The sequence below is a fragment of the Nostoc sp. NMS4 genome (assembly GCF_017115095.1).
Taxonomy (GTDB): Bacteria; Cyanobacteriota; Cyanobacteriia; order Cyanobacteriales; family Nostocaceae; genus Nostoc.
This window is the reverse complement of sequence record NZ_JABXKI010000330.1, coordinates 45,356-52,562: the sequence shown is the minus strand read 5'-3', so window position 1 is coordinate 52,562 and position 7,207 is coordinate 45,356. Positions and strand designations below refer to the sequence as shown.

5 protein-coding genes are annotated in these 7,207 nt (G+C 44.2%); 2 read left to right on the top strand and 3 right to left on the bottom strand.

Going from position 1 to position 7,207, the window contains the following annotated elements:
• Positions 1-750 (top strand): class I SAM-dependent methyltransferase (locus HWQ37_RS29765; protein ID WP_292754008.1); only part of this gene is annotated, 750 nt, incomplete at its 5' end.
• A 170-nt stretch (positions 751-920) separates the two neighbouring features.
• Positions 921-3,185 carry a cation:proton antiporter domain-containing protein gene (locus tag HWQ37_RS29760; RefSeq protein WP_292754007.1) on the top strand — a complete coding sequence of 755 codons (2,265 nt, stop codon included), beginning with the start codon at positions 921-923 and terminating at the stop codon, positions 3,183-3,185.
• A gap of 305 nt (positions 3,186-3,490) precedes the next feature.
• Here HWQ37_RS29760 and HWQ37_RS29755 read toward each other — a convergent pair whose 3' ends face one another.
• The 3 genes from HWQ37_RS29755 to HWQ37_RS29745 all read right to left on the bottom strand — a co-directional run bounded on the left by HWQ37_RS29755 (position 3,491) and on the right by HWQ37_RS29745 (position 7,171).
• Positions 3,491-4,903 (bottom strand): TolC family protein, encoded by a 1,413-nt coding sequence (locus tag HWQ37_RS29755; RefSeq protein ID WP_292754006.1) that lies wholly within the window; start codon positions 4,901-4,903, stop codon positions 3,491-3,493.
• A gap of 115 nt (positions 4,904-5,018) precedes the next feature.
• A complete protein-coding gene (locus tag HWQ37_RS29750) occupies positions 5,019-5,690 on the bottom strand; it encodes an ABC transporter ATP-binding protein (protein WP_292754005.1) in 672 nt (223 codons plus the stop codon).
• A gap of 200 nt (positions 5,691-5,890) precedes the next feature.
• The gene (locus HWQ37_RS29745) at positions 5,891-7,171 is read right to left on the bottom strand and encodes an ABC transporter permease (protein WP_465249726.1); all 1,281 of its coding nucleotides are present in this window, start codon (positions 7,169-7,171) and stop codon (positions 5,891-5,893) included.
• Positions 7,172-7,207 lie beyond the last annotated feature (36 nt).

Here is a 7,207-nt window from a genome sequence, read left to right as displayed (position 1 = left end):
CGATCGCCTCCCATAAGTATTGTCATTTTTCTCTGTTTGTATGAAACCACCCTGCTACATTCGGGACAGAAAATCCTTGATGTGGCGACTGGAACAGGTTTAATTGCGATACCCGCAGCTGAAAAAGTTGGTTCAGATGGGTACGTGATTGGGATTGACATGACCCCTGGAATGTTGTATCAAGCAAGACAAAAAATTGCCGCAGCAAAATTACAAAACATCGAGTTAATTGAGGCAGATGCAGAGTATTTAAACTTTAGCGATCGCAGTTTTGATGTTATCTTTTGCTGTGAGGCAATTGTACTTTTTCCTGATATTCTTGCTATTTTAAAAAAATGGTATCGTTTCTTGAAAACCGCAGGGTTTGTGGCATTTACCTGTCCTCCCGAAACTGCTTATATGGCATCTCTTCAGCAGAGGATCTGTGCTAGGGTTTTGGGTGTATCGCTACCACATATCCTTGAACCACTGGGAAGTCCAGAAAAATGTCAGAATTTGCTTAATCAGGCAGGTTTTAGAGATATCGAAATTAAGATTGAACCATCAGGACGTTATCGCCCTCTTAGGGATAACAGATTATCAGAGATAGCAATTAAGATAAATTTTAAAGGTAATCCCCGGTTGTCAAACTTATCACCAGAACAATTAAATCAGTTGCAAGTTGAGTACCAAGCAGAAATTGAGAAACTAGCAACCGATCGAGGTATTTGGGAAGATACTACAAAGTTGTTTGTTCGCGCTCGAAAATAAGTTGATGAGCTTTGCTGCTGAACTGACAGATGAGGGCGATCGCACACAATCGTCATTGCAATTAATAATGACAATGATACTTTAAGCTTCTAGGCCGATGTGTAAGTAAACATTTTCAGGATTTACTTGAACAGCCCGGTTAAAAATTTGTAATCTCACCTTTGGAAATTATGCAAAACCTGCCCCTGATCTTAGTGCCTGTACTCGCTGCACAGAAAGTAGCAGGTGACGGTGTAATTAAACCTCTTGGTCATCATGAACTACTATTAGTGCTGGTGCAACTGTCACTATTGCTTCTGGTAGCGCGGGGATTAGGTGAGTTGATGCGCCGGATTAACCTACCGCCTGTTGTTGGGGAATTACTAGCGGGTGTGCTGCTTGGCCCTTCTCTATTTGGTTTACTCCTTCCAGACTTACAGGCGCACATCTTTCCCAAAAGTCAAGAACAGTCTAATTTACTTTCGGTAATTTCTTGGTTGGGGGTGTTATTTTTACTGATTGTGACTGGGTTGGAGACGGATCTCAAACTGATTCTTCGTAAAGGTAAAACGGCTCTTTTAATTTCACTAGGCGGAATTATTGTCCCCTTTATCACCGGATTTGGACTAGGCTGGCTATTACCAGAAAGTTTTTTAGCCAATCCAGAAAAGCGATTGGTATTCAGTCTGTTTATCGCCACAGCAATGAGTATTTCGGCAGTACCAGTGATTGCCAAGGTGCTGATGGATTTAAACCTGATTCGCCGTGACATTGGTCAAGTTACCCTAGCTGCTGGGATGACTGACGATACCATCGGCTGGATTTTACTTTCTGTGGTTTCAGGTTTAGCTAGTAGCGGCAAATTTGACTTTGGGACAATTTTCCATTCCGTGAGTGCAGCTATATTATTTTTAGCGATCGCTTTCACAATTGGGCGTACCATCGTAGATCAGATTTTGCGCTGGGTTGATGACTACGTTGGCGGTATCGCCGCTAGTATATCGGTTGTGTTGATTCTTTCGCTCTCGGCAGCAGCACTGACCCACGGATTAGGTCTAGAAGCAGCATTAGGTGCTTTCGTGGTGGGTATTCTGGCCGGTCAATCCCGCCGCTTTAGCAATGAAGCTGGACATCTGTTAGAAGTCTTCACAGCAGCCTTTCTCGCGCCAATTTTCTTTGCTTCAGCTGGCTTGAAAGTTAACTTGCTCACCTTGTTAGTTCCCCAAACGTTTATATTTGGCCTGATTGTTCTCGTTGTCGCTTGTGTTGGGAAATTTACAGGTGCTTACCTTGGTTCTCGCGTCGGCGGTTTGAGTCATTGGGAAGGATTGGCGATGGGTTCCGGGATGAATGCTCGCGGGGCGATGGAAATTGTCGTTGCTACCATTGGTTTATCTTTGGGAGTGCTGAATCCCCAGATGTACTCGATTATTGTTATGGTGGCGATCGTCACTTCCTTAATGGCTCCACCCCTGCTGCGCTGGACTTTATCAAAAGTGGTTATGGGTGAAGAAGAAGCTCGACGTTTGGAACAAGAAGAACAGGACAGCCGCAGCTTTATCAAACAGATTCAGCGTGTCTTAATACCCACTAGCGGTGGCCCCAACATCCAACTGGCGGCGCAACTAGTCGGTTACATGGCTCACCAAAACTCGATAGAAGTTACATCACTATATGCCCTAAGTGATAAGCAACCTCAAAGCAGAGAACGCCGGATGGAGGCAACCCAGCTGAAAGATACCGCCGCCGAACAAGCTATAGCTGCTGTCATTGAGGAAATGCAGCTACCTGCTGATACCATGCTGCAAACAAAAACGGAGTCTGGGCGTAATAAAGCGGAGATAATTCTGCATGAAGCGAACAAAAACTATGACTTGATTGTACTGGGAGCTTCTGAACAGATAAACTCCCAAAAAGCGTTATTTAACTTGCTTGTCGATCGCGTTGTTCAAGAAGCGCCATGTGCAACGATGGTAGTAAAGTCGCACCTACCGCACCCCAAAGGCGAGATATGCAAAATCCCTCAACAACAGCTCAAAAAGATTTTGGTGCCAACGGTGGGGACAGAATACAGCAAAAATGCCGTAGAGATGGCAAGTACGATCGCAGCTCAAACCGGGGCATTAGTGATGATCGTTAACGTGATTAATTTGCCACAGATTGAGTATATTCTTTACGAACAGCGATCGCTTGCTCCAGTAAAGGAAATTGCTCACGATATGCTCGAACAGCAAGCAGCCATTGGCCGCAATCTGGGTGCTGATGTCAAAACTTATATTCTTCAAGGAACCAGCCCAGAAAAGGAAATCCTCAAGTTTGCCCGAGCCGAGGAAGTTGACCTAATTATTCTAGGCAGTAATATCCGAATGGTTACGGGTCGCGTTTTCTTCGGTCATAGAGTCGATGCAATTCTAAGTAAAGCCCATTGCCCAGTAGCAGTAATTACAGTGCCATAAGAGTGCTGAGTGCTGAGTGCTGAGTGCTGAGTGAGGAGTAGGAAGTGGTGAGTGGGGAGTGCTGAGTGAGGAGTAGGGAGTGGTGAGTGCTGAGTATAAACCCAAGTTGCTTCAAGACTTTTAGTAATCAACACTGTGCTAATGCCAATTCTCTATGAAGATGCAACTAATTATCTTGGGACGTAGCGAATTATCTTTAAAAAACCTCCGCGTACCTTTGCGTTAACCTTTGCGTACCTACCCTGCGGGAAGGCGTTCGCGTAGCGTCTCGTAGAGAAGCGCCTATGCGTTGAAAAAAAGTTATTTTAGCGCGATGCCCTGGATGTTACCGATCTTTGCAAATTAGCTAGAGCGCGATTGTAATCCAAAATAGCTGTGACTCGATTACCTTCTGCTCTTGTCAGGTCATTTTCAGCAGCAATCACTTCTGTTTGGGTCCCCACACCAGCTTGGAACCTCAACCTTGCCAAAGTCAGAGCTTCCCTGGCTTGATTTAAAGCCACACTAGAAGTCTGCACATTATTTAAATTGGATTGCAATTGAGCATAGTACTGTTCGACATCAAAGCGAATTTGGTCGCGCTGGGTAGCAAATTGATTCTCTGCGATCGCAATATTCGCTTTCGATTGAGCCGCCTGTGCTTTTGCTGCGCCCCCATCAAACAAAGTTAGACTTCCTTGAATTCCTGCTGAATAGCCATCAGTAACGCTCACGCCATCATTATACCGATCTAGCAGATTGTAGTTTCCTGTCAAACTAATTTGCGGCCCTAGCTGTGAAAGTGCCTGTCGTCGCTGTTGCTCGGCAATATTACGTTGTCCCAAAAACTGCTGCAACTCTGGACGATTTTGAAACGCTTGGACAATACTTTGTTCTACTGTCTGCGGCCAAAGACCAGCTAACTGTACTGGATCTGAGGCACTAATCTCAACTGATTGCGACAAACTTAACGACGTGGCAAGCTGACGACGGGCAATTTGCTGCTGTGAAATCGCATTAGTCAGTTGTTGTTGGGCGTTTGCTAAATTCACCTGAGCTTGTAACACATCAAACCGCGTACCCACTCCCGCCTGTTCTCTGGCTTGAGTATCGCGCAAACTAGCCTGGGCATTTTCGACAGCAGACCGATTAATTCTGACTAGTTGATCTGCTTGTTGCAAATCGTAGTATTGAGTCGTGGCATTCAACCTAATTGTCAAAGACTGACTTTCAACATTTAATTCATCTATCCGTAGCTGTTCCTCTGAGGCTCGGATAGCCGCTTGTCGGTTCCCAGAAGTATAGAGATTGTAATTCAGTTGGGCTGAACCATTAAAAGAGGTACTGGCTTGAGATGAATTGTTACTAAAACCATTACCACTATTAGTCACACTACTATTGAGTCCCAGAGTCGGAAACAAGGCAGCTTGAGACTCGCGTAACGCCGAGCGACTGCGTTCTAGCTGTAATATAGCTACCTGTAAGTTTCGATTGTTGCGTTTTGCGAGTTCCAAAGCTTGTGCCAAACTGATTGGTACAGTTCCCTGAATCTTTACTTCCTCTGGTTTAGTCGGAAATTGGAGAGGATTGGGATTGGGGTTGAGGCGATCGGGAACCTGTATAGAGCTTGAGGAATTCTGTGCTTTTGGCGGAGTTGCTGCACTGACTGCATTTGGAAGAAAAATCGTTAACGCGACAGTAAGCCAGATAGAATGCACGAACAATAAGCTAAAATTCATAATCTAGAATAGTCATTAATTAGGTTTTTTGAGGATATAACAAAAAGTTTTCATCCTGATTCACCTACAGAGATTTTAATCTTAAATTTCCCCTCAAAGCGTTGATCCTAACAAATTAGCCGACAATCAAACCATCCTGAACTCGAATAATCCTTTGGGTTTGAGCAGCGATATCTGGTTCATGAGTGACAATTACAATCGTAATCCCTTGGTTATTCAGTTCAGTTAGCAAACTCATCACCTCATGAGAGGTTTCAGTATCTAAAGCTCCTGTTGGCTCATCTGCCAAAACTAATGCAGGTCGGTTAACCAAAGCCCGAGCGATCGCTACTCGCTGTTGTTGTCCCCCAGAAAGTTGACTCGGACGGTTAGCGATGCGTCCCCCTAATCCTACCTTTTCTAAGGCTTCTAATGCCCTTTCCCGGCGTTTTGGCTTGGGCAAGTTAGCGTAAACCATAGGCAACATGACATTTTCCAACGCTGTCGCCCGCGCCAATAGGTTAAATTGTTGGAACACAAAACCAATCCTTTGGTTGCGAATATAGGCTAATTCATCATCATCAAAAGTCGTTAGGTTTCTGCCCTCAAAAATATAGTCTCCAGTTGTCGGACGATCCAGACATCCCAAAATATTCATGAGTGTAGATTTACCCGAACCTGACGCACCCATAATCGAGACATATTCCCCTTCCTCAATAGAAAGTTGAATTCCCTTGAGTATGGGAACACTAACTTCTCCCAAGTGGTAGGTTTTAGTAATAGATTCCATCCAAATCATTGTTGGCATAAGATTTAAAAGTTAGGAGTTAGGAGTTAGGAGTTAGGAGTTATACCAATTCTGTATGAAGATGCGCCAAACTACCAAACTATATGAGGAACGAACCGCAAAGGGCGCAAAGGACACAAAGAAAGAAAGAAAATTTGGCGCAGCCTCACAAAGAAATAGTATTAGGAATTACGAATTACGAATTACGAACTACGAATTATCTAGTCGCTTCTTAAAGCATTGATTGGATCTAATTTAGATGCGTTCCTTGCTGGAATTACCCCAGCGATTAAGCCAACGGTTAAGGAGAGTACAAAGCCAGCAATGATTGACAAGAAGGAAATTACAAAGGGAAATTTGAAAACGTTTGCAGCCACAAACGCTAATAAAACCCCAGTCGCCATCCCAATACCTCCACCGACAATGGAAATCACGATCGCTTCGGCTAAAAATTGATTAAGTATTGCCGAATTGGTGGCTCCTACAGCTTTGCGAATCCCGATTTCTCGCGTCCGCTCAACCACGGAAACTAGCATAATATTAGCAATCCCAATTCCACCAACCACCAGCGAAATTCCTGCGATCGCTACCACCATGACTGTAAATAAGCCCACAATACTAGTAAAGGTGCTAACAATATCAGCTTGATTAGTCAACCGAAAATCATCAGCTTGTGGCGGATAAATGTTATGACGCTGCCGTAATAGATTGGTAACTTGAAACTGAGCCGCTTCCAACTGCTCTTGATTAGCGCCTTTGACTAAAATCCCATTCACAGAAACCCCTACCAAGGCATTGTTACCAACTAGTCTTTTCGACATAGTAGTTAGAGGAATAAAAATCTGGTCATCTCGATCCATCGGGCCTTGAGCGCCTTTAGGTTCCATCACCCCAATTACTTCATAAGCCTCTCCCTGAATCCGAATTTTCTCACCGATGACATTGGCTCCCTGTTCAAAGAGTGTTTTTTGGACTGTGGGGCCAAGAATGGCAAACTGTGCGGCAGTATCTAGTTCTTCCTGAGTAAAATATCTCCCTTGTTGGGGGTGAGTATTTCTGACTTCTGGGTAGTTTAAATCAGTGCCATAAACGGTTGTTGAGGTATTCTGTCCTGCATATACAACTTGAGCAGTCCGTTGGAGATAAGCAGAAACCATCTGTGCTGATGGTGCTTGGGTAGCGATCGCCTTAGCATCTTCCCAAGTCAAGGTACTACTAGAACCTACTCCTTGACGGACATTCCCACTTCTCGCCGCACCCGCCAAGATTTGGATCACATCTGTACCTAATGCTTGTATCTGTTGCTCAACCCCTTTTTGTACTCCCTGACCGACAGAAGTAATAGCAATAACTGAAGAAATCCCAATAATCACGCCCAACATAGTTAGACCTGTGCGTAATTTGTTACTCCACAAAGTCTCTGCCGCCATTGTCAAGATTTCCAGCAATGGTACTGTGCGGGTATTCTTCGCTTTATAAAAGCCCTTAAATATCTTAAACATAATATTTTATTTGAAACTCAACACAATTGAGTTAAG